The sequence below is a fragment of the Paracoccus sp. KKT209 genome (genome assembly GCF_055635455.1).
The window spans coordinates 1-19,460 of record NZ_JBVMWB010000004.1 but is presented as its reverse complement, the minus strand read 5'-3'; the positions used below and the strand labels follow the sequence as shown (position 1 = coordinate 19,460).

The following is a 19,460-nucleotide window of genomic DNA, read 5'->3' as shown; positions in this document are numbered from 1 at the left end:
GTTAAAAGTCATTCCTGTCCTCTCCAGCTAAACCGCTCGGCTGAGGAGCTCGTGGCGGTTGAATGAGAAACTCATCGGAATTGCTTGGGGAGGAAACCGACCCTGACGTCGATACGACCGAAAGCCCGACCGATGTCTAACTTTTGCGCATCGTGCAACATCTGGCAACCAAAATGTCGAAACTGTAGGCAGACGTTTAGGAACAGTGTATTGGCCGTGTGCCTAAACGGCGCGGCGGCACAACAATTAATCATGTGGGGGCCGTGCCGCCGACGCTATTCAGGATGTCAATGCGGCGCGAGCGGCTTGATCTATGGGTTGCGTAGCCTCGACCTAGCCTGAGGGCGCCGGTCCCGCGCCGGATGAACTCACTTTAACATGAAGAGCCCATTGCCGTCGGTCAAAAGCCTTGAGGGCGACGCCCAAACCGGTCATTTGTGCGGGCTGCAGCATCTCCCTCACATTGCCTCCTGCGGCATCCTATGCCAGAGGAGCTTCATTGCAGCCTGTGCAAAAGGCCGCTCTGTCGGCATCGGTGGATTTCGCATGATCGAATTTCTTCGAAGCAATATCCGCTGGCTCTGCGCCGGCCTGCTTCTGACGTTTACATCCGCCTTCGGGCAAACTTGGTTCATCTCGCTCTTTGCCGTGTTCATCAAGAATGAACACGGATTGACCGATGGCAGTTGGGGCAGCCTTTACACCGTTGCCACCCTGTCTGCCGCGGCATTGATGTTCTGGCGCGGCTCTTTGGCCGACAGCGTCCCGCTGTCGCGCTTGGCGCCGTCAGTGGCGCTCATCTTCGCTGCCGCCGCCATCGCCATGGCTTGGGCACCCTCGCTGCCGGTCCTTGGGATGGCCCTGTTCCTGCTGCGCTTCTGCGGCCAAGGCATGTTCAGCCATATTGCCATGACCGCAATGGGGCGCTGGTTCGAGGCAAGACGTGGACAGGCAGTGTCGATCACCAACCTTGGGCATCCAGCGGGAGAGATCGTCGTGCCGTTGCTGGTGGTCGCTCTCATCGGCGCCATCGGTTGGCGAAGCACCTGGTTGATCGTGGCGGTCATTCTGTGTGTCGGGGTGGCGCCCCTCTTGGCCGTGTTGCTGTCCGAGGGCCGCGCTCCTGTGGCCCATGCGGCGCAGGTGACGCGGCCAGGGCTGATGGGCCGGCAGTGGCGCCGGCGGGACGCAGCACGGCATTGGCTCTTGCCTGCCCTGCTGCCGGTGCTGCTGACGCCCGGCTTCATCGCCACCGTGATCTTCTTTCATCAGGCGCATGTGGCGCAGGTCAAGGGCTGGACCTTGGCCGAAATGGCGCCGGGCTACACGGCCTTCGGCCTGTCAACCGTGATCGCCGCCTTTGCGTCAGGCTGGGCGGCAGACCGGTTCGGAGCGGTCCGCCTCCTGCCGATGCTGCTGCTGCCCATGGGGGTCGGCGTCAGCCTGATCGGCCCGGCCGAGAGTGTAGCCGGATGGTATGTCGCTTTGGCAGTCGTCGGGATCACCCAAGGCACGGCGGGATCCCTCTGGGGCGTCCTGTTCCCCGTTCTCTACGGGACGGCGCATCTGGGGGCGATCCGGTCCCTGGCGACCACGATCATGGTCATCTCCACCGCAATCGGACCTGGCCTGACCGGCATCCTGATCGATGCCGGCGTGGACTTTCCAACGCAGAGCCTGTTTCTCGGCCTGTGGTGCGCGGCAATGGTGGTCCTGTGCTGGATCATCGCCGCGCGGGTCCGGTCTGATCTGGCACCCTGCTGAGGGGTCATCTTGTCGGCATCGTCATGGGTGATCCTCGTCCTGGGGCAGGAAGAACAAAGAGCCACTTGAGGAGCGCCCATTTCTCCATGCCTGCGGCCAAAGCCCACCCCCCGACCAGGCTGACCACGACAGACGCTGTCGCCGTGAAGGCGTAGCTCGTTATTCCTGCCCTCTGAGCAAGTCTCGCGACGACGATGATGAAGATGGCGTGGCTGACATAGAACACGATCGACCTCTGCCCGATCCAGATCAAAGGACGAAAGATGTCCAGCTTCTCCAGTCTCTGCGCCAAGGCCGAGAAGAACAGGAAGCCTGCAAGGGACAGGGCCACCCAATAAGGCCCGAAGTTCAGGTCATGGCGCACCGTCATGAAGGCCGCTCCCGCCACGACGGGCGTGAGAAGCCAGATCAAGGGGGATCTCAGGATGTTTCCAAGGCGGGCGGCATGGCTGGACAGGGCGCTGCCGAGGAAAAACAGCGACATGAGGAAGAGGATCCGTTCGGAGTATTTCTCTCCCTCCGGTGCGATGACGGAGAGCGCGAAGGCAACAGCGGCAATGACGAAGGGATCCACTGGGCGGAGCGGCCTGGCCACCAGGTAGTAGACGAAGATGAAGGCCAGGAACCACAGATGACTGCCGCCGATGTAAACCTGGCGCAGTTGATAAGGGCTGCTGAAGTCTGTTCCTGTCACCACGGCGTAGATCGTCGACCAGACCAGAAACGGCCAAAGGATGGCACGAACTTTTCCAGAGACGTAGGCGGGCGCAGGCTTCGCCAGTGACCTCGGCAAAAGCATGCCAGACAACAGGATCAGGATCGGCATCCGGAAAAGCGTCAGCGTTTCATTGAGGTTCCGCCAGAGCTTGGTGGGCTCGAAGTCGTAGCGCTCGATGAAGGTTATGGAATGAACAGTGATAACGGCCAGAATGGCTGCACCACGTATGATATCCATCCAGAGCAGGCGTGACTGTGCAGAGGCCAACTGCCTTCGAGGCGTGGAGGTAGCATTGGCTTGGGTCATGGCCCGCCTTTTTCCTGTATCTTTGCCAAAGAACTCTTGAAGTGCCGGCGCCGGTTCTCGCCGACGCCGACTGTTCCGTAAGTGAGGTTTCAGCGGTAGAGCAGTACCGGGATCTTGACGGCCTGCACCATTGCTGTGGTCGTAGACCCGATGATCAGGCTGCGAATGCGGGAGTGGCCATAGGCCCGGGAGTGTCTGAAACTCTGTGTATCTGACCGGGCCCATGCGGTTTTCAGATACGGTCAGGCGTCGAAACGCCCGGCGAACATTATGGCCAGCTGATTACGGGCCGCAACCCATTCGCGCACCGCGCGGCCACCCTTTTCGAAGTTGCGGATCGCCAGGAAGATCAGCTTGGTCGCGGCCTCCTCGGTCGGGAATGAGCCCTTGGTTTTCAGCGTCTTCCGTAACACCCGGTTCAACGATTCCACGGCGTTTGTGGTGTAGATGATCTTCCGGATCGCGGCACTGAAGGCAAAGAACGGGATCACCTCCGCCCAGGCCCGGCGCCAGGCTGGGGCGATGGAAGGGTATTTCCCGGCCCATTTCTCCTCGAACCCATCGAGCTGTCGGGCGGCCTCCTCGGCCGTTGGGGCCTGGTAGATCGGGCGCAGATCGGCGGCCACGGTCTTGCGGTCCTTCCAGCTGCAGAAGTTCATGGAATGTCTGATCAGGTGAACGATGCAGGTCTGAACTGTGGTGTCAGGGAAGGCCGCGGTGATGGCCTCTGGGAAGCCCTTCAGGCCGTCCACGACCGCAATCAGGATGTCCTGGACGCCCCGATTGCGCAGTTCGTTCATCACTGACAGCCAGAACTTGGCGCCTTCATTGTCGGCGATCCAGAGCCCGAGGACCTCGCGATCCCCGTCCCGGGTGACGCCCAAGGCGATGTAAACGGCCTTGTTCTTGACCATCCGGCTGTCGGCATCGCGGATCTTGACCCTTAGCGCGTCAAAAATGACGATCGGATACATCCGGTCCAGCGCCCGGTGCTGCCACTCGCGCACCTCGTCCAGAACGGCATCTGTAACGCGGCTGATCAGGTCAGGCGAAACCCGCAGGCCATAGAGATCCTCAAGATGGGCCTGGATGTCGCGCACTGACAGACCGGCGGCATAGAGACCGATGATCTTGTCATCCACCCCATCGATCCGGGTCTGGCCCTTCTTCACCAGCTCCGGCTTGAAACTGCCGTCCCGGTCGCGCGGAACGGATAGCGGCACCTCGCCATCCGAGCCCTCCACGCGCTTGGTTGAAAATCCCGTTGCGGCGGTTGAACTGTTCCTGCGGTGCCTCGGCACCGGCCTCATAGCCCAGATGCGCGGTCAGTTCGGCCCCGAGCATCCGTTCCATCAGCCGGATCTTCAGTTCCTTCATCAGCCCAGCCTCGCCAAGCAGATCGTCAGGCCGCTTGCAGCCCTTCAGCAGCTCGTCCAGCAACTCGTTCGAAATCGTCATCGTCCTTGCTCCTCTCAGGAAGCATGGACCAGATCACGAATACACAGAAGGCCGGACACTCTCACAACAGATCGCCGGGTGGCTGAAGGCGCGAGGTCATCCTGGAGACCCCTCCATGACCATCTCGCACGAGACGATCTATAAAAGCCTGTTCATTCAGGCGCGAGGCGTCCTCAAGAAAGAGCTGCTCGCCCATCTGCGCAGTCGCAGGATCATGCGTCGGGGCCGAACCGCGACAACGGCAGGTCAGACCCGGGGGCAGATCGTCGACGCCGTGTCGATCCGGGACAGGCCAGCAGAAGTCGAGGATCGCGCCATTCCCGGCCACTGGGAAGGCGACTTGTTGAGCGGCTCCAGAAACAGCCACATCGCCACGCTGGTCGAACGCAGCTCGCGCTTTGTCATGCTGGTCAAAGTCGGGGGCAAGGACAGCGACAGTGTCGTCAGCGCCCTGATCTCCCGGGTGCAGCACCTACCGCAGGGCGTCATGGCTTCGTTGACCTGGGACCGGGGGATGGAACTGGCTTATCATCGCAAATTCACCGTCGCGACAGATGTCAGCGTCTACTTCTGTGATCCCAAGAGCCCGTGGCAGCGCGGCAGCAACGAAAATACCAATGGGTTGCTTCGCCAATACTTCCCGAATGGGACGGACCTATCCGTTTACACGCAGCATGATCTTGACCAGGTCGCTTTCCGGCTTAACACAAGGCCACGGAAAACGCTTAGCTTCGAAACGCCGGCTGCTACGTTCGAAAGAGCCGTTGCGCTGACCGGTTGAACCCACCCCGACTTCTTTTTCAGCATCGTCTGCGCCGATGTGGATGAGGATCGGGTGAACCGCACCAGGCGCATCATTGCCGCCCTCACTCCGCATCTTGCGCCGGCCTATGGCGCCGGTGGCGCCAACTGGCACGGAACCCGCACCGGAGGGGCCGTGCTTGTCGTTATCGATAAAATTTGCAGGAGCCAGAGGCGGTTCTGTCGCGCAGACGACATCCCTGCGCCCCGCGATGTTTTAGCTTTTATGGTGCCGTTTCTTGCGCAGGCACGGAAAAGCCTCTGTCAGAAACGACCCCCTGCCCATTTCAGCAGGATGTCCAACGCTACGCCGTTGTACTTTTTATCAGGAGCCTTGTTATGCTGACACGCGATGATCTCACAAATGATTCCGTCGACATTACCGAGAAATGGTGCGCCGCCACTGGTGAGACCGATTGCCAGGCAACGGCGTTCAGGCGAGGAGGTCTGGTCGCCACAGTGATCGTGCGCAGCTCCGACAGCGTCTTCATGTGCCGCAGTGCAGTCGCTGCCATCCTGTCGCCTGACGTTCTCAGCTCGATCGAGACATAGGCCGTGCACCCCAGGAGAAGCTCCGTAGCGTCGCGGATGCGCCCGATGCCTGCGCAACGGGGTCAGACCTGTGGTTGTGAGGGAGGAAGGAAGGTCTGAGAGTGTCTAACGTCAGCGTCCGTGGGACAAATCAGGCAGACTGGGTGACGGAAGGTTTCTCATTGTAGCCCTTATGCGGCGGCGGAGAAGGCTGTCGAGGATATCTGCCGAGCGCCCCGCAAGGTTCATGACGCGGAGGAGAAGATCCGCATTGTGTTGGCTGGATTTCGCGGAGAGGACGGCATCGCCGAGCTGTGCCGCCGCGCAGGACTGAACACCTAAGCTCCATCCAAAGCGCGTCGGGCGGCAGCTAATAAGCTACTGCTCTGGGCCGGCTTCCGGACATTTTCCACATTCGCCAGGACTTCGTCGACCTGCAGCTGCGAGGTCTCGTAGGCAGACGACAGAAAGTACGGGATCCCGTGGGACAGAAGACGCTCCGCGACCGGGGTCACCGGCTGACCTCGGAGGTTCGCGTCGAGAAGGGCAAGATCCGGCCGTCTGCTGTTCAGCAGCCGAAAGGCCATGCTGACGGACCTGGCCGGCCCGAGAACAATATATCCGTGATCTTCGAAAACGCACTGGAGGTCGATCGCGACGATGGGCTCATCCTCGACAATCAGGATGCAGGTCGCAGCATCTGGAGTGGCTTCATCGGGCAATGGGGATCCTGTGACTTGGCAGATGATCGGGCGCTTCCGGCCTATGAGTGACATGGGTCCCACAGCGCCAATGCTCTGTGGCAGCAATGTTCCTAACAGGAGCTGCCAAGGAATGTTCCCATCTACCGGACGCCATATCCCCTGCCTCCGCTCGCGGCCGAGGTCTCTAAAGACTTCCTGTCAGTTTGTAACGGACCCCCTCAGGCGCATACCGCAGTTCGGCATGGCCGTCGAAATAGGATGGCACGACCCGCTCGGTCAGGCGGGCCCCGAAGCCCTTCCTCGACGGCGGGGCCACATCGGGACCGCCCCGCTCCTCCCAGAGAAAGGTAAAGGTCTTGTCCGGCGCCACTTTCCAAAGGATGTGGATCCGGCCCTGCTCGTTAGACAGCGCCCCGTACTTCACCGCGTTAGTCGACAGCTCATGTAGAGCCAATGCCAGCCCCATGATCTGCTGCGCGTTCACCTCGGCGCTGTCTCCCTCGATAATGAACCGATCTCCGCCGTCGCTATGGGGCGCCAGCGCGCCCTCGACGATTTCGTGGATATCGGCCGTATCCCACCTGTGCTCGGTCAGGAAGTCCTGCGCGCGCGCCATGGCCCGGACCCGGTCGGTGACTGATGCCGCGGCCTCTTCCAGCGTGGCGGCAGTCCGCAGGCTCTGGGTCACCACAGCTTGGATCATGGTGAGCGTGTTCTTCATGCGGTGGATAATTTCCCGCTGGATGACCCGCTGCTGGCGTTCCCAGTTCCGCCGCTCCTCCAGCAGGCGTTCCGTCCGGGCGAGCTTGCGCGCGCCATCGAGATGCTGGCCGATCAGTTCGGCGAAAAGCTCCAATGTCGCGATCGTCTGCAAAGATTTCAGCCTCCGGGGGACTGGGTCGATGGCGCAGAGGGTGCCGAAGAAATCCCCATCAGGCAGGTGAATGGGAAAGGAGACGTAGCTTTGGAAACCATACATCAGCGGTGTCTCGTGGGCAGAGTAGCCCTCGTCCTCCGACACGTTCTCGATGATCACCGGCGCCGGTGTCTGGCGGATCTCGTGACAGATGGTTGTCTCCACCGGCAGTTCGTCGCCAGGGGCAAGACCAAAACCGATCTCGTCCCTGGTGGCGCAGGCAATCCAGCGGCCTTCGGTCACGCGTGCGACCGCTGAAAAGCCCATGCCTGTCATCTGGCAGACGACATCCAGGATGGAAGATACCGCAGGAATGGAAGCGATGAGGTCGAGATCCGTTTGAAAGTCATGCGTCGTGCTTGTCATCCTGATCCCCGGCGAAACTCCAAATTCGCAGCATTTGTATAAGGAATCACCGAAAAATAAAGTCGTGGTACTCGACCGAAGACGCGATGACCGGCAGGAGCAGCGAGTTGATCCCGCCCGGCCTTCTCCCGTCACGCCCGGAGATGATTTCCACCCAGAACTGAGCCGGGTTTTCCATCGAGAAGTGAGCCACCTCTGATTATGGATATAGGGTGGCTCTGTTGCACAAACCGGCTGATGGCCAGGGTTCCCCTTTCCCCGGACGGACTTATCCCGCAGCTTCCGTGACGGGTATGCCGAGCGCGGTGTAGCCGTTCAGGACGGCGATGCGGACTTGGAGTTCTGCAACCTGACGATCGAAGTCCCGTGCCATGAGCCGCTGGCCCAGCAGTTTCACACAATGCATCTTCGTCGCGACGCGGCTCCGGCGGTGGTATCCGCTCCATCGTCGCCAGAGCGCGCGGCCAAGGTATTTAGCCGCGCGCAAGGCGTCATTTCGCGCCACGGCTCCGGCGGTGATGGTCTTCCAAGGCTTCGCGTTCTTGCGGGGCGGGATGACGGCATGGGCGCCGCGTTCGGCGATCGCATCATGGCACTTGCGGGTGGCGTAGGCGCCGTCGGCGGTCACCGAACCGATCTCTTCGCCAAGTGGTATCTGGCTGAGCAGATCGGGCAGGACAGGTGCGTCACCAACATGGCTCCCGGTGATCGACAGCGCGGACCTCCAGCGTTTCCTCATCAATCCCGAGATGGATCTTGCGCGAGACCCGCCGCTTGGGGCCGCCATGTTTGCGGGCGTGCTACTCGCCTTCGCCCTCAATCTCGATGCCGGTGCTGTCGATCAGCAGGTGTAGCGGCCCCTCGGACCCGCGATATGGGATGTTGACGGCCAAGGTCTTCTGGCGGCGCGACAGCGTGCTGAAGTCGGGCACTTTCCAGTCAAGCCCGACCAGCCGCAACAGGCTTTCAACGAAGCCTGTCGTCTGACGGAGCGCCATGCCGAACAGCACCTTCATCGAAAGGCAGGTCTGGATGGCGGCCTCGCTGCAGGACCGCTGGCGCCCACGCCCGCTCTGCCTTCGTGCGAAGCCGGAGCCTGGACGGCCCCTCAATCACCTCAAGCCGAGAAACCCCGCCGCCCCTCGAGCCGTCCAAATGGACGCCCACTTTGCCGTTTCGTTCCAAGCCCCAACCTCCAACGCTCATCCGCGTCGAGAATGACCCGTTCAGATCACAAGCGGCAGGAGGGGATCGGCGTCGCGCTTACGACTGTCCCGCCACCGTCGCACGAAACAAGATCCTGCGGGCCACCCGCCATCCAGGCCGCGCCCTCTGGAGAAAATGGGCACGATATCATGTCCGCAGGCGGGTCGAGACCCGCATGAACTGCCTGAAGCTTTTCGGCGAAAGGATCATGTCACGCGGCCCCATCGCCAAACCGCCGAGATCCAGACCCGTATCGCCATCGTGAACAGCTTTTCCGCCTTGGGTCGGGCTGAGATCGAACCTGTCGCCTGAACTCCGCCGGGAACGTCCGATCTGGCGCGCCTGGATGCATCCTGCCCAGACCGGGCTACGGCCGTGGCGCTAGATGGCTGGACTGCAAAAAAACTAGCAACCGGGGAATGGACTAAAAAACCAACCACTCAACTTCCCCGGTTGTTGAGCCATTTATGCTTGGAAGCGATCGAATAGTCAGCTTGTCTCTTTCGGCAGGTTTCCGCTTACAGTCACCTCGGGAGGTGTGGGGCAGTTTTTGGGTGAAGTGCTGATTGAAGTGACCCCCGGAACCTGGTCCCGGGGGCCAGCGCAGTTCAATAGCCCGCCCGATTAGAGGTGGTTAAAGAGGGGGGTAACCAACTCCCGCGACGACCTCCTGCGCGTCCGCTTCACCTGCAGACCTGCTCTCATCGGCCGCTTTTCCATCGGCTTATTGCTGACAGCTTTAAGGATATATTAATTCTGCTGTCCACAACTTAATGTGGTAGATAAGCCTCCGCTGTCCGCTCAAGATTTGAGCGGTTGGGGAACGTCTGGATGCGCTCGTCGCGGCAAACGATGCCGCGTCGCGCGGGGCCGAAATGGAAGGACGTTGCTGGTTGGCGCCTCGTGCTCGGCCACTGCACAATCACGCATCCATCGGAAGAGCCCGTCAGGGCCGCTGGCCATGTAGCACGACAGGCACCCCCAACGGTCGGGGCCCATCGGATCCATTTGATTGCCGCAAGTCTCGCAAGAATCCCCGCCACCTGCCGTCCATCCCTGCAACAATGGCCGACTCCTTCATCTGAACTTGGCGAGTTCAGACATGATGATCCAGGTCGAAGAGGACGTCATCTGTCTTTACGGACAAATGGTCGGCAAAAAGAAGCAGCCCCCGGCCAAAGACCGGGGGCCATACGCAGGTTACTCGGTCAACCCGCCTAGAAAAGGCTGAGTGTGCGCGAAATATACACCCCGAACCCCTGCGTCCTGTTTCTGCCCGGTCCGCTCAAATCCGCCTACCCTAAGCAGAGTAAATCAACTTTGATACAACCCTAGGGATGAAAGTTGCCGCCTGTCCATGCTTTTCTGCAGGATCTGCAGACACAGGGGTCGAGCGGGCGCTGCCTTGGCGGTCAGACGACGACCCTCACAAACCATCGCCTGATACGGTTCGAGTATAGGCTGCGCCGCCGCCGCGTCAGCGTATGCTTTGGGTCAGCTTCTAGGCAGCCTGCCATTTTCTACGGGGGGAAACACTCTCAAGCGCCCAACGCCAAACTTATTTTGTCACCGTGATCCCAAGCCACATGGTGCACAGTTGCGCTCTCCAGCATCCGCAATAAGACTGCTCTGCCAAATGCAACTATAAGGCGATCTTGGTGTTATCTGAGGTAGCCTGCCGCCTGACCCTCTGTGTCGCAGCCAGGATAAGGATGCCCGCCATGTCCGTTTGGATGATCGGCCTCATCACCTATCTCGCTTTCTCAGCGATCATCTTCTTGCTTCTCATGAGCATGCTTATCTTGGGAAAACGCTCCGACCAGCGCTCCTCGACTTTCCCGACGAAGAGGACGCTGAAGCGCCGAAAAAAAACCAGCTCTATCAATTTTGATGGCTCTCTAGACCATCATTCAATTGGCCCCGCTGCCAGGGAAGCACACGGTTCTGCCTTACAGACTCGATCATTTGTACAGCCCCCCAATGACCTCGCTGCCACGAAGCGCGGTCGGAGAAAAGCCGGGCGGTAGGACACACTCCAATTGGCGCGTGTTTTTGATCTGGGGATGAGTCGATGGAACTGGAACGCAAGCAATGCAATCTTTAGTTGAATCAAACCGCCCACAAGAACAGCCCATACTCGGGCAGCATCCGCGCCTCGATAACACAAAGCAGGGAAGTTTCACATGTTCGCCTCCGCCACAACCCGGCCTTCCTCGGGTCTGCGCCGCGCCATCCTGAAAACCGGGGCGATCGTCTCGGCCTTCTTCCTTGCTGCCTGCGATCCGATGGCAGCCACCGACCGGGCCAGCGGGCCCGAGACCGGCCAGCTGATCAACCCGTCCGAACCGGTGCGCGTCGCGCTGCTGGTGCCGGCGGGGACCGGTTCGCAGGACCTGGAATGGCTGTCGCGCAGCCTCAAGAACGCGGCCCGCATGGCGGCGGGCGACGCACAGGGCGCCAGCATCGACCTTCGCATCTATGACACGGCCGCATCGACGGAGACGGCCGTGGCCCAGGCCAACGCCGCCGCCGACGCGGGCGCGCAGATCATCCTGGGGCCGCTGTTCGCCGAGGGCGCGAATGCGGTCGGGAATGCCATGTTGCCGCGCAACATCAACGTGCTGACCTTTTCCAACAACACCCAGATCGCCGGCGGCAACGTGTTCATCCTGGGCAACAGCTTCGAGAACATCGCCGACCGGCTGGTGGGCTATGGCACCCGGCAGGGCAAGCGCAACGTCCTGGTCGTGGCCGAGGATGACGTCGCCGGACAGCTGGGCGGGCGCGCCATCGAGGCGGCGATCGCCCGCAACGGAGCCCGTCTGGCCGGGCGCGTGAACCATCCGGTGTCCATCAGCGGCATCGATGCCGCGGCCCCGCGCATCGCCCAGGCCGCGGCCTCGGGCAATGTGGATGCGGTCTTCATGACCGCCAACTACCATGCCGTGCTGCCCTATCTGACCGAAACCCTGGCCGCGGCAGGCGTCCGATCCCTCAGCCCGCAGATGATGGGCCTGACCCGGTGGGACCAGCCCAACGACCGTCTGCGGATGCCCCAGCTGGCCAAGGGCTGGTTCGCGATCCCCGACCAGAGCCTGCAGCGCCAGTTCGAGGCGCGCTATGCCCAGGCCTATGGCGAGGCGCCCCACCAGCTGGCATCGCTGGCCTATGACGGCGTGGCCGCCATTGCCTCGCTGGCCCGCAACGGGCAGCGCAATGCCCTGACCACCAGCGGCCTGACGCAACGGGCGGGTTTCTCGGGCGTCGGCGGCGTCTTCCGCCTGCAGCGCGACGGCACGGTCCAGCGCAGCCTGGCGGTTGTCACGATCCGCAACCAGCAGCTGGTGATCCTGGACCCCGCGCCGCGCAGCACCCGCGGTTTCGGGTCGTGATGGCGGCCGGGCCTCAATTGAACATGCCTCTGTCGCACATGTCAAAAGCTTGCGGTTTTTGTTATTGTTGAAGATCGGCGACGACTCCAAGTTATCTTCAGATTTCGGGGATGCTATGGGGGATTTTCATAAAATATTCAATTATCTAAATATGGTGAGTGAACAAGCTAGTCGCGACGCTATCTTAACTGGCAAGTCTCGTCGGCGGCCCAGTCACCGGAGCTGAGGTAGTAGACCCATACAACTGAGACGCGGTAACGATGGGCGAATGGGTCATGAGTTCCTTTCCTTTCTCCAAATGTCGGGCATCAGATCGGGTGTAATCAGGTGATCCCTGTCAGCCGCAGGACCAGCCCGGCGAAAGCGCAGATCGCCAGCACGGTGACCGCGCTCAGCTTGAAGCTGAACACGGCGACGCTGGCCACGATGACCAGCGTCAGCGCGGCGACGTCCAAGGTTCCCAAGACCGGCATGTCCAGATCCAGCCCCATCGCGGTCACGGCGCGCAGCTGACTGAACAGCACGTGCAGTCCGAACCACAGTGCCAGGTTCAGGATCACCCCCACCACCGCCGCCGTCACCGCCGTCAACGCCGCGGTCAGGGCGCGGTTGTCGCGCAAACGCTCGATGAAGGGCGCGCCCAGGAAGATCCACAGGAAGCACGGCAGGAACGTGACCCAGGTGGTCAGTAGCCCGCCCAGGGTCGCGGCCAGCAGCGGCGGCAGGCCGCCCGCCTCGCGCAGCGCGCCCATGAAGCCCACGAACTGGGTCACCATGATCAGCGGCCCCGGCGTGGTTTCCGCCATGCCCAGCCCGTCCAGCATCTCTCCCGGAGAGAGCCAGCCATAAGTCTCGACCGCCTGCTGGGCGACATAGGCCAGGACGGCATAGGCGCCGCCGAAGGTCACCACCGCCATCACGCTGAAGAACCCGGCGATCTGCGAGAACACGTTCTGCGGCCCAAGCGCCAGGAACAGGGCCGCCACCGGCAGCAGCCACAGGCTCAGGAACACGGCCGATATTCGTACCGCCCATCCGGCGCTGACCCGGGTATGCTCTGGCGTGCCCTCGCCCAGCAAGGTGTCGGCATCCGCGACCTGTGTCCCGCCCACCTTGCCGTGCCCACCGCCGCCCTGGAATGCGGCCAACCCGACCCGCGCGCCCAGAAAGCCCGCGACCGCTGCGGTCAGGATGATCACCGGAAACGGAACCCCGAACGCAAAGATCGCGACGAAGGACGCGGCGGCGATGCCGATCATCGTGCGGTTCCTCAGCGCACGCGATCCGATGCGGATGACCGCCTGCACGACGATGGCCAGCACCGCCGCCTTGAGGCCGAAGAACAGCCCCTCCAGCGCGCCGGTATTGCCCCAGATCGCATAGATCCAGGACAGGGCCATGATCGCCACGACGCCCGGCACGACGAACAGCAGCCCGGCGATGATGCCGCCCAGGGTGCGGTGCATCAGCCAGCCGATATAGACGGCCAGCTGCATCGCCTCGGGGCCAGGCAGCAGCATGCAGTAGTTCAGGGCGTGCAGGAAGCGCCGCTCGCCCAGCCACCTCTGTTCCTCAACCAGGATGCGGTGCATCAGGGCGATCTGGCCCGCCGGGCCGCCGAAACTCAGCAAGCCGATGCGCGCCCAAACACGCGTGGCCTCTGCCAGAGTCGGATAGGGACGAGTCGTCATCATTCTGCCCTCGGCTTGTTGGTCGGCCAGTTGTGCGTCTCGGCGGTGGCATCGCGTGTCCACCGATAGAGCGCGTCATAGACCAGCATTCCGGCCTCCAGCTGTTCCAGATCGTCGGCATACATGCGCGACAGGCCAAGAGAGACGGCCAGCAGGCCCGCCGCTTCGGGTGCCAGGTCCAGCCGTGCCGTATCGGCAGCCCGCACGATCACGGCCAGTCGGTCCAGCGCCGGCACGGAGAGGTCCAGCTCAGTCAGCATCACGTCAAAACTGCACAGATCGCCCCTGTGGCTGAAGAACACGTCCTCGATGTCGAAGGGGGCTGCCTCCTGTCGTTCCGCCACACCCGAGACCTCGGAGGGGGCCACGAACAGGATCACTGCACGGGGATCGACGAACCTACGGATCAGCCAGGGACAGGCGATCCGGTCGATCTTGGGCCGCGCGCGGGTGACCCAGACAGTGCGGCCCTGCCCGTCGCGCGGGGGGAGATGATCCGTCTGGATCAGCGGCAAACCCGCCTCCCGCCACCCGACAAAACCCCCTTCAAGGTATTCGGCCGGGCGGCCTTCGGCGCGCAGCCATGCCGCAGCGCCCTGACTGCGGCGATGACCCGCCTGGCACAGCACGAGGACAGGACCGGGCGGCAGCGGCGGAAGATCGGCCAAGGCGCGGTCATCGGCGCGGATGGCCCCCGGCACCAGCCGTGGATCGGCGGAATGGTCCTGATCGGAGCGGACGTCCAGAATGACCGGCGCGCGGGGCGTGCCGATGATCCGGGCAAGTTTATCGACGGAAATCGCGTTGGGCGCAGGCATGGGCGTTCCTCCCGTGAAGGTCTCAGTGGAACGCGAACTTCGGCTGACGCCTCGTGGGGCGGTCGCAAGCCCCATGGATGGGAGATAGATTGGGGGTGAGGGCAAGGTCAAGACGGCAGATCGATATTACCCTCCTGCGCAGAGAAGAAGCCTTTGGGTCGTGGCACGTCCTTGCCGGTTTTCACGATGCCAACCAATGGATGGCGCCGCAGGCAGAAAGGGGCAGCCATTCACGGTATGCGAATGGCTGCCAAGGGCTCAGTAGGTCTCGACGATGGCGCTGTAGTCGCCGCGCACCTGGATCGTCATGTTGATGGGCGTGCTGTCGCGGTTCCGCCAGAACCAGCCATGATCGCCGTCGAAGGGCGCTTCGATGCTGCCCTCGCCGTCCGTCGCGCCGCTGCCGCGCTCGTAGTCGATGGACTCGCCGCCGCTATGGGCGTGGAGGTCGAAGTTGACCCGGCCGCCTTCGGCGGTCCACGTATATTCGGCCTCGTCTCCGGCCTTCATCGTCATCTTGATCTCGGCGGTGTCACCCGGCTCCAGCGTGAAGGTCACGGTGTCCCTCCAGGTGTCCTGTGCCTCCTGCGCATGGGCCGTGCCGATGAACAGGCCAAGCATGCTGTCCAGAACGCTGGAAGACTGGTCCTGACCGCGCTGCTCGTCCAGCAGGCGGTCGGCCTCAGCCTCCACGGCCAGCTGCATTTTGATCTCGCCCATTTCGGTCAGGCCGGTGACGTGGCCGATCCCGGTCGGGTCGATGCCGTATTCGGCGGGCAGATAAACGGTGGCCGCGATCACCGCCGCACCGATACCGGCCAGAATGCTGGCGCGGCGCAGTTGCGCCCTGGTGGGCAAGTCTTCGAGGTTGGGCTTGGGTGCATTGTGCATGGGACTATCCAATCTGTCTTCAGGTTGAAGCGATGTAGCCGGCGACCTGGTTGAAGGTCAGCCAGATGCCGAGGCCCATCATCACCACGTTGGCGATGGTGGCCTGGCGCAGAAAGTTCGGGCTGCGGCGCCAGTAGCCCATGACGATCAAAATCACGGCCAGGGCCAGCAACTGGCCGACCTCGACGCCGACGTTGAAGGCCAGCAGGTTGGCCAGCAGCCCGTCCTGCGGGATGTCATAGTCAAGGATCTTGGTGGCCAAGCCCGTGCCGTGGAACAGCCCGAAGATCAGCGTGGCGACCTTGGTATTCGGCTGGAGCCCGAACCATTTCTGGTAGGCGCCGAGGTTGTCCAGCGCCTTGTAGACCACGGACAGGCCGATGATCGCGTCGATGATGTAGGCGTTGATGCCCCAGCCATACCACACGCCGAGAAGCATCGTGACCGAATGGCCGATGGCGAAAAGGCTGACATAGATGCCGACGTCCTTCATTCGGTAAAGGAAGAACACCACGCCCAGCAGGAACAGGATGTGGTCGTAGCCGGTCATCATGTGCTTGGCGCCGAGGTAGATGAAGGGGATGATCTGCACCCCCCAGATTTCCTGGATATAACCCGCGTCACCGGCGGTGACGTTATGGGCAAGGGCTTGGGCTGCGGTCAGCAGGACTGCCGCCAGCAGGATCAGGGCCAGCGCGACCGGCTGGCGTGGTGCCAGGGCGCGCAGGACCCTCGAAGTCGAGGGCATGGAAAGGTCTCCGGTATGGTCTGTCTGATCGAGTGAAGGCCGCGCGGTGGCGGCATCGATCAGGCCCGCGGAGGTCGCTCGATCAGATAAACCCGCTGCGGTCCGTCCCATGACGCACGCAGCCGGAATGTGTCGCGATAAGCCATCGGCGGGTGCGAACCGGCGCCGGGGACAAGCATGGCCTGACTGTGATCATGGTCGGCCACATCATGGCTGTGACCGTGAAGCACCCAGAACAGATCCTCTTCGAACCCGTGGGAGTGGCCATGATCGGCGATCATGTCGGTATGCTCTGCCACCACCTCGAAGACTGAAGGGGCATGGCTGGCACTCGGTGCGAGGGACCACACCACCAACGACAGGCAGAGGACCGCTGCAAGTGCGCTTTGCACAAAGGTCCGCACGTGCTTCACCCACCTGCCCTGCCCGCTCGTTCGCGGCACGCTGATCGCGCCGTCTTGTTTCATCCCCTCGGGGGGGATAGCCTGACTGTATGTCACACCCGCATGTTCACGCAAGCCACCCTGCCCTGGTTACCCGGCTGAAACGTGCCGACGGCCACTTGCGGGCGGTGATCGAGATGATCGAGGCCGGAAAACCCTGCCTTGATATCGCCCACCAGCTGCAAGCGGTCGAGAAGGCCGTCATCAATGCCAAGCGGGCTCTCATCCACGATCATATTGATCATTGTCTGGACGCAGATCATTCGGTCGATGATCGCGACGAGATGAAGGCCATTACCCGATACCTCTGAGGTTGCGCCATGCTGGACGTCCTTGCCGACCGCACCTACCGCCACCTCTTTGCGGCGCAGGTGGTGGCGCTTCTGGGCACCGGGCTTGCCACGGTGGCGCTTGGGCTTCTGGCCTTCGACCTGGCGGGTGACAATGCGGCCATGGTGCTGGGCACCGTCTTCACCATCAAAATGGTGGCCTATGTGGGCATTGCCCCCATCGCGGGCGCCTTTGCCAATCGGGTTCCACGCCGGGCCTTCCTCGTAGCACTGGATCTTGTGCGGGCCGCTGTCGCCCTCTGCCTGCCCTTCGTCACCGAGATCTGGCAGGTCTACGTCCTCATTTTCGTGCTGCAATCGGCCTCCGCCGCCTTTACGCCGACCTTTCAGGCAACCATTCCCGACGTGCTGCCGGACGAGGCCCGCTATACCCGAGCGCTCTCGCTGTCGCGACTGGCCTATGATGTGGAAAACATCGTCAGCCCGATGCTGGCCGGCCTGCTGTTGGCTGCCGTCAGCTACAACTCGCTCTTTTTCGGGACCATGATCGGGTTCGCTGCGTCTGCGGCACTGGTCCTCTCGGTCATGCTGCCCAGCCCAAAACCCTCCGAGCCGCGCGGCATCTATGACCGCACCACCCGCGGCATCCGCATCTACCTGGCCACGCCGCGTCTGCGCGGGTTGCTGGCGTTGAACATGGCTGCTGCGGCTGCGGGGGCCATGGTGCTGGTCAATTCGGTCGCGCTTGTGCGGGGCACGCTTGGGCTGGATGCCTCCGCCCTCGCCTGGACATTGCTTGCCTTCGGGGCCGGCTCGATGATTGCGGCCCTGCTTTTGCCACGGGTCCTGGACAGGATGTCAGATCGCCCGGTGATGGTGGGCGGGGCCATTCTGATGGTGCTGACGCTCTTGGGGCTGGCCGGGACGATTGCTGCCCTCGGGCTGACCTGGCCGATGCTGCTGGGTGCCTGGTTCTTTGTGGGGCTTGGATATTCCGCCGTCCTGACGCCGTCCGGGCGACTTCTTCGACGCTCGGCTCATGCCGAGGACCGTCCCGCACTTTTTGCCGCGCAGTTCGCGCTGAGCCACGCCTGCTGGCTGCTTGCCTATCCGCTGTCTGGGTGGCTGATGAGCCGGTTCGGACCTATTGCAGCACTCGGCGTTCTCGCAGCGCTGGCCGTGATGGGCCTCCTGGCTGCCCTTCGGCTCTGGCCGAGCGATGATGCGGAGACCTTGGAACACACCCACCACAACCTTCCGCTCGATCATCCGCATCTGCAGGGGACACGCCGCCACGTCCACCCCTTCGTCATTGACGAGCATCATCCCCGGTGGGCATCACAGCTGTAGAGATAGCCTCATGTCAGCATGACCAGAATGTCATGAACACTGCATAAGGCCGATTTCGGCATCATATGCCAGCCCTTTACAGATCGCCCCACTGTCGCTTACCACGCAGATAGTCACCGAAGCCTTGCGCCAATCCTGATGTCGAGATCCGCGACGGCAGTCAGTGAGCTGAAGAGCTAAACTGAACAGGGCCGGTTCACCCAGCACTATTCACATCGCTATACGTCGTTACTATTTGCATCCCCTGCCCCCTCTGGGGCGGGGAGGGCGCGGCTCCGGCCCTTAATTGCGCGGGCGAATGACCAAGAGGGGGACCTTGGCCACTACGCCAGTGCAAACTGTCCAGTCTGGCTGCAGATACGGATGCCGCACGGTCAAGATTTTGGCTCGGGTGAAAGACCTTTGACAACAATCTCGCCTAAGATCACTCGCCCTGTGGCCTCTCGTCAGATCAGGTTCTGCCTGACCGCCCTCGCGACGGCGTTGAGAGCGTTAGGGGCCCCAAGCTTCTTCTGCGCGCTGTCGAGCCGCTGCTTCAGAGTGGACAGGCTGACCTCCAGCTTCTCGGCGGCCTCCGCCTGACGCGCACCGTCGCGGATGGAAATCAGCGCCTCCAACTCGCTTTCCGTGAGCGAGACCTTCGACCTGACGAACATCTTGGCCCAGCTCTCGAGCTTGCTGTGCAGCACCAGCATCTCGCCATCGTCCAACTCGCGATCTGGCCGGGCAACCGACATGAAGGAGCGCTTGCTGTCGATTTTGGTCACAAAGGTTGCGCCGTATTTCAGCCCGTGCTTCTTGGCCTGCGTCATGATGCCTCGCGGATCAGGGAACTTCACGTCCGTCCAACGGACCGAGCCGGTGCGGGTAATGGTCCAGGCTGCGACCGGATCACCGAAGAAATAGTTCTCCTGCTCATAGAGCGCCGTCCAAGCGTCCGGGTAGCGGTTCAGGAAGAAGTCTGGCTGTCCGAAACGGAGGCCGAAGCCAATGACAAAACCGCTTTGGGCAATGCGCTCCAGGGCGCGCAATTCGTCTTCAGAGTTGGGGATGAATGCGTCGAGCAT

The 19,460-nt window shown here is 62.1% G+C and carries 15 protein-coding genes and 5 pseudogenes; 7 read left to right on the top strand and 13 right to left on the bottom strand.

Annotated elements, in window-relative coordinates:
• The first annotated feature begins 546 nt into the window (after positions 1-546).
• Complete coding sequence (locus ACZ2G3_RS18985) at positions 547-1,764, top strand: MFS transporter (protein WP_419271697.1); 1,218 nt, start codon at positions 547-549, stop codon at positions 1,762-1,764.
• Between the two features lie 4 nt (positions 1,765-1,768).
• Here ACZ2G3_RS18985 and ACZ2G3_RS18980 read toward each other — a convergent pair whose 3' ends face one another.
• The 3 genes and pseudogenes from ACZ2G3_RS18980 to ACZ2G3_RS18970 form a co-directional block, all read right to left on the bottom strand.
• The gene (locus ACZ2G3_RS18980; protein WP_419271698.1) at positions 1,769-2,788 is read right to left on the bottom strand and encodes an acyltransferase; all 1,020 of its coding nucleotides are present in this window, start codon (positions 2,786-2,788) and stop codon (positions 1,769-1,771) included.
• Between the two features lie 89 nt (positions 2,789-2,877).
• Positions 2,878-2,973, bottom strand: a pseudogene (locus ACZ2G3_RS18975) (universal stress protein); the annotation flags it as partial.
• 57 nt (positions 2,974-3,030) lie between these two features.
• A pseudogene (locus ACZ2G3_RS18970) lies at positions 3,031-4,165 on the bottom strand (IS256 family transposase).
• A gap of 145 nt (positions 4,166-4,310) precedes the next feature.
• On the opposite strand from ACZ2G3_RS18970, the pseudogene ACZ2G3_RS18965 reads away from it, so the two are divergent.
• A pseudogene (locus ACZ2G3_RS18965) lies at positions 4,311-5,027 on the top strand (IS30 family transposase); the annotation flags it as partial.
• A gap of 359 nt (positions 5,028-5,386) precedes the next feature.
• A complete protein-coding gene (locus ACZ2G3_RS18960) occupies positions 5,387-5,599 on the top strand; it encodes a hypothetical protein (RefSeq protein WP_419271569.1) in 213 nt (70 codons plus the stop codon).
• A gap of 317 nt (positions 5,600-5,916) precedes the next feature.
• On the opposite strand, the gene ACZ2G3_RS18955 is transcribed toward ACZ2G3_RS18960, so the two are convergent.
• From ACZ2G3_RS18955 to ACZ2G3_RS18940, 4 genes and pseudogenes are all read right to left on the bottom strand, one after another.
• Positions 5,917-6,354: a response regulator gene (locus tag ACZ2G3_RS18955; protein WP_419271570.1), complete on the bottom strand. Its 438-nt coding sequence runs from the start codon at positions 6,352-6,354 to the stop codon at positions 5,917-5,919.
• Between the two features lie 112 nt (positions 6,355-6,466).
• Positions 6,467-7,564: an HWE histidine kinase domain-containing protein gene (locus tag ACZ2G3_RS18950; RefSeq protein ID WP_419271571.1), complete on the bottom strand. Its 1,098-nt coding sequence runs from the start codon at positions 7,562-7,564 to the stop codon at positions 6,467-6,469.
• Positions 7,565-7,610: 46 nt separating this feature from the next.
• Complete coding sequence (locus ACZ2G3_RS18945; protein ID WP_470400060.1) at positions 7,611-7,742, bottom strand: hypothetical protein; 132 nt, start codon at positions 7,740-7,742, stop codon at positions 7,611-7,613.
• A gap of 90 nt (positions 7,743-7,832) precedes the next feature.
• Positions 7,833-8,631, bottom strand: a pseudogene (locus ACZ2G3_RS18940) (IS5 family transposase); the annotation flags it as partial.
• A gap of 200 nt (positions 8,632-8,831) precedes the next feature.
• Here ACZ2G3_RS18940 and ACZ2G3_RS18935 point away from each other — a divergent pair.
• A pseudogene (locus tag ACZ2G3_RS18935) lies at positions 8,832-9,082 on the top strand (IS5/IS1182 family transposase); the annotation flags it as partial.
• 1,871 nt (positions 9,083-10,953) lie between these two features.
• The gene (locus ACZ2G3_RS18930) at positions 10,954-12,162 is read left to right on the top strand and encodes a penicillin-binding protein activator (RefSeq protein WP_458478845.1); all 1,209 of its coding nucleotides are present in this window, start codon (positions 10,954-10,956) and stop codon (positions 12,160-12,162) included.
• Positions 12,163-12,485: 323 nt separating this feature from the next.
• Here ACZ2G3_RS18930 and chrA read toward each other — a convergent pair whose 3' ends face one another.
• The 5 genes from chrA to ACZ2G3_RS18905 form a co-directional block, all read right to left on the bottom strand.
• Positions 12,486-13,853, bottom strand: coding sequence for a chromate efflux transporter (chrA, locus tag ACZ2G3_RS18925; RefSeq protein WP_419271576.1), 1,368 nt, complete (start codon positions 13,851-13,853; stop codon positions 12,486-12,488).
• Complete coding sequence (locus ACZ2G3_RS18920) at positions 13,853-14,671, bottom strand: chromate resistance protein ChrB domain-containing protein (protein ID WP_419271578.1); 819 nt, start codon at positions 14,669-14,671, stop codon at positions 13,853-13,855. The genes chrA and ACZ2G3_RS18920 overlap by 1 nt, the downstream gene beginning before the upstream one ends.
• A 258-nt stretch (positions 14,672-14,929) precedes the next feature.
• The gene (locus tag ACZ2G3_RS18915) at positions 14,930-15,562 is read right to left on the bottom strand and encodes a transmembrane anchor protein (protein WP_419271733.1); all 633 of its coding nucleotides are present in this window, start codon (positions 15,560-15,562) and stop codon (positions 14,930-14,932) included.
• A gap of 19 nt (positions 15,563-15,581) precedes the next feature.
• Positions 15,582-16,310 carry a HupE/UreJ family protein gene (locus ACZ2G3_RS18910; RefSeq protein ID WP_458478844.1) on the bottom strand — a complete coding sequence of 243 codons (729 nt, stop codon included), beginning with the start codon at positions 16,308-16,310 and terminating at the stop codon, positions 15,582-15,584.
• 59 nt (positions 16,311-16,369) lie between these two features.
• The gene (locus tag ACZ2G3_RS18905) at positions 16,370-16,777 is read right to left on the bottom strand and encodes a hypothetical protein (protein ID WP_458478843.1); all 408 of its coding nucleotides are present in this window, start codon (positions 16,775-16,777) and stop codon (positions 16,370-16,372) included.
• Between the two features lie 26 nt (positions 16,778-16,803).
• On the opposite strand from ACZ2G3_RS18905, the gene ACZ2G3_RS18900 reads away from it, so the two are divergent.
• Entirely contained in the window at positions 16,804-17,064 is a 261-nt protein-coding gene (locus ACZ2G3_RS18900) for a metal-sensing transcriptional repressor (protein ID WP_419271714.1), read from the top strand.
• 9 nt (positions 17,065-17,073) lie between these two features.
• Complete coding sequence (locus ACZ2G3_RS18895) at positions 17,074-18,393, top strand: MFS transporter (RefSeq protein WP_458478842.1); 1,320 nt, start codon at positions 17,074-17,076, stop codon at positions 18,391-18,393.
• A 446-nt stretch (positions 18,394-18,839) separates the two neighbouring features.
• On the opposite strand, the gene ACZ2G3_RS18890 is transcribed toward ACZ2G3_RS18895, so the two are convergent.
• Positions 18,840-19,460: a helix-turn-helix transcriptional regulator gene (locus ACZ2G3_RS18890; RefSeq protein WP_419270952.1), complete on the bottom strand. Its 621-nt coding sequence runs from the start codon at positions 19,458-19,460 to the stop codon at positions 18,840-18,842.